Source organism: Streptomyces murinus, from assembly GCF_002154555.1.
GTDB lineage: Bacteria > Actinomycetota > Actinomycetes > Streptomycetales > Streptomycetaceae > Streptomyces > Streptomyces murinus.
In genome coordinates this window covers 1-2,124 of sequence record NZ_MUNF01000969.1, presented here as the reverse complement: position 1 = coordinate 2,124, position 2,124 = coordinate 1, and the positions used below count along the sequence as shown (strand labels likewise).

Here is a 2,124-nt window from a genome sequence, read left to right as displayed (position 1 = left end):
AGGGCCCCTACGAGAAGTTCAGCCCCCACACGGGCTCCGCCGGCATCGCCCTCCAGGACCGCGCCATGATGGCCGAACTCCTCCCCGAACTCGCCGACCCCGCCGACGGCCACCGCTCCCTGGTCGTCCTGCGCGTCGACGACCTCGACACGTACTGCGCCGACATCACCGCCCGCGGCGCCACCCTCCTCCAGCCCCCCACCCCCCTGACCGACCGCATGCGCGTCGCCCACCTCAAGGACCCCGAGGACAACCTGGTGGAACTCCAGGAGTGGCTGCTGCTGCGGGGCTGAGGGAGCGGCAACCGCCCCTCGGCGGGCGCCGTTTCGAAGGAACCGGCACGCCGAACGGGTGAGTGCTCGGGCTCGGGCTTCCGTCCGGCGCTCCGCAGGTGGCACTCTGCCGTGCATGGGGGCATTCCTGTGGGTTCGGGCGCGGATGGTCGCTGTTGCCGGGATCGTCGTCGCGGCCGGTGTCGGTGTCGTGGGGTGCCAGTCGGATGTGCTCGGGACGGCCGGGGTGGCCTACACCACCGGGACGATGGCGAGCGCGCGGCTGGAGCAGGCGGACGTGGACGTCAGCTGGCTCAACTGCGTGGGTGATCAGGGCGGGAGCGCCGGGGCGACGGTCGCGCCGGGGCAGAGCGCGGTCGTCTCCGTGGACTGCCAGGGCGAGACCAGGGGCCGCGGGCGGATCACCGTCAACGGAGAGGTGACCCGGGCCGTGGACGGCGCCTGTGTGCGGGGCGATCTGCGGGCCAGGGTCGGCGGCAGACAGGTGTTCCACGTCAGCGGGCTCGGCGACTGCTCGGCCGCGCCGGGACCGACGTACCGCCCGCCCAGCTACCCGCCCGTCGGCGCGCAACCCGCCGTCACGGTCACCGTCACCCGGACCCTCTGGTGCCAGAGCGACCCCAACTGCCTGCCCGTGGCGGGCAAGTGATCGAAAAGGGACCCGCGGACGGCGACCGCTGCGTAAGGTGACGGGGTGACTCAGGGCGCTTCGACAGGAACCTCCGGCTACCTCCGATTCCCGCACCTGCACGGCGACCTGGTGACATTCGTCGCCGAGGACGACGTGTGGCTCGCCCCCCTCGAAGGGGGCCGCGCCTGGCGGGCCAGTGCCGACAACATCCCGGTGGACCACCCCCGTATCTCGCCCGACGGCACCACCCTCGCCTGGACCTCCACCCGCGACGGCGCCCCCGAGGTACACATCGCCCCCGTCGACGGCGGACCGGCCAAACGCCTCACCCACTGGGGCAGTTGGCGCACCCAGGTCCGCGGCTGGACCCCCGAGGGCCAGGTCCTCGCGCTGAGCACCACCGGCCAGCCCAGCCCGCGCCGCACCTGGGCCCGCGCCGTCCCCCTTGACGGCGGCCCCGCCACCACCCTGCCGTACGGCCCGGTCGGCGACGTCGCCCACGGCCCGCACCCGGTGCTGCTGTCCGCCCCGATGGGCCGCGAGGCCGCCTGGTGGAAGCGCTACCGCGGCGGCACCGCGGGCAAACTGTGGATCGACCGCGACGGAGACGGCGAGTTCACCCGGCTGCACCAGGAACTCGACGGCAACATCGAGTACCCCCTCTGGGTCGGCGACCGCATCGCCTTCCTCTCCGACCACGAGGGCACCGGCGCCCTCTACTCCTCCCGCGCCGACGCCTCCGACCTGCGCCGGCACACCCCGATCGACGGCTTCTACGCCCGCCACGCCGCCACCGACGGCACCCGCGTCGTCTACACCGGCGCCGGCCGGCTCTGGCTCCTCGACGACCTCGACGGCAGCGCCCCGCGCCCCCTGGACATCCGCCTGGGCGGCCCCCGCGTCGACCTCCAGCCCTTTCAGGCGAGCACCTCCCACTGGTTCGGCTCGGCCGCCCCCGACCACACCGCCCGCGGCAGCGCCGTCGGCCTGCGCGGCACCGTCCACTGGGTCACCCACCGCTCAGGACCGGTGCGCGCCCTCGCCGCCGAACCCGGCGTCCGCACCCGGCTGCCCCGCACCTTCCGCGCCGACGGCGAGGAATGGGTCGTCTGGGTCACCGACGCCGAGGGCGAGGACGCCCTGGAGTTCGCCCCCGCCACCGGCCCCGCCCTCGGCGTCGGTGACCCAGACGACCCATTC

At 74.4% G+C, this 2,124-nt stretch carries 2 protein-coding genes and 1 pseudogene; all 3 read left to right on the top strand.

Going from position 1 to position 2,124, the window contains the following annotated elements; all coding sequences use genetic code 11:
• Positions 1-293, top strand: a 293-nt coding sequence (locus CCN72_RS36995) for a VOC family protein (protein WP_086812667.1), incomplete at its 5' end; no start/stop codon positions are given.
• Positions 294-408: 115 nt separating this feature from the next.
• Complete coding sequence (locus CCN72_RS36990; RefSeq protein ID WP_237553457.1) at positions 409-942, top strand: hypothetical protein; 534 nt, start codon at positions 409-411, stop codon at positions 940-942.
• A 45-nt stretch (positions 943-987) separates the two neighbouring features.
• Positions 988-2,124 (top strand): annotated as a pseudogene (locus CCN72_RS36985) (PD40 domain-containing protein); the annotation flags it as partial.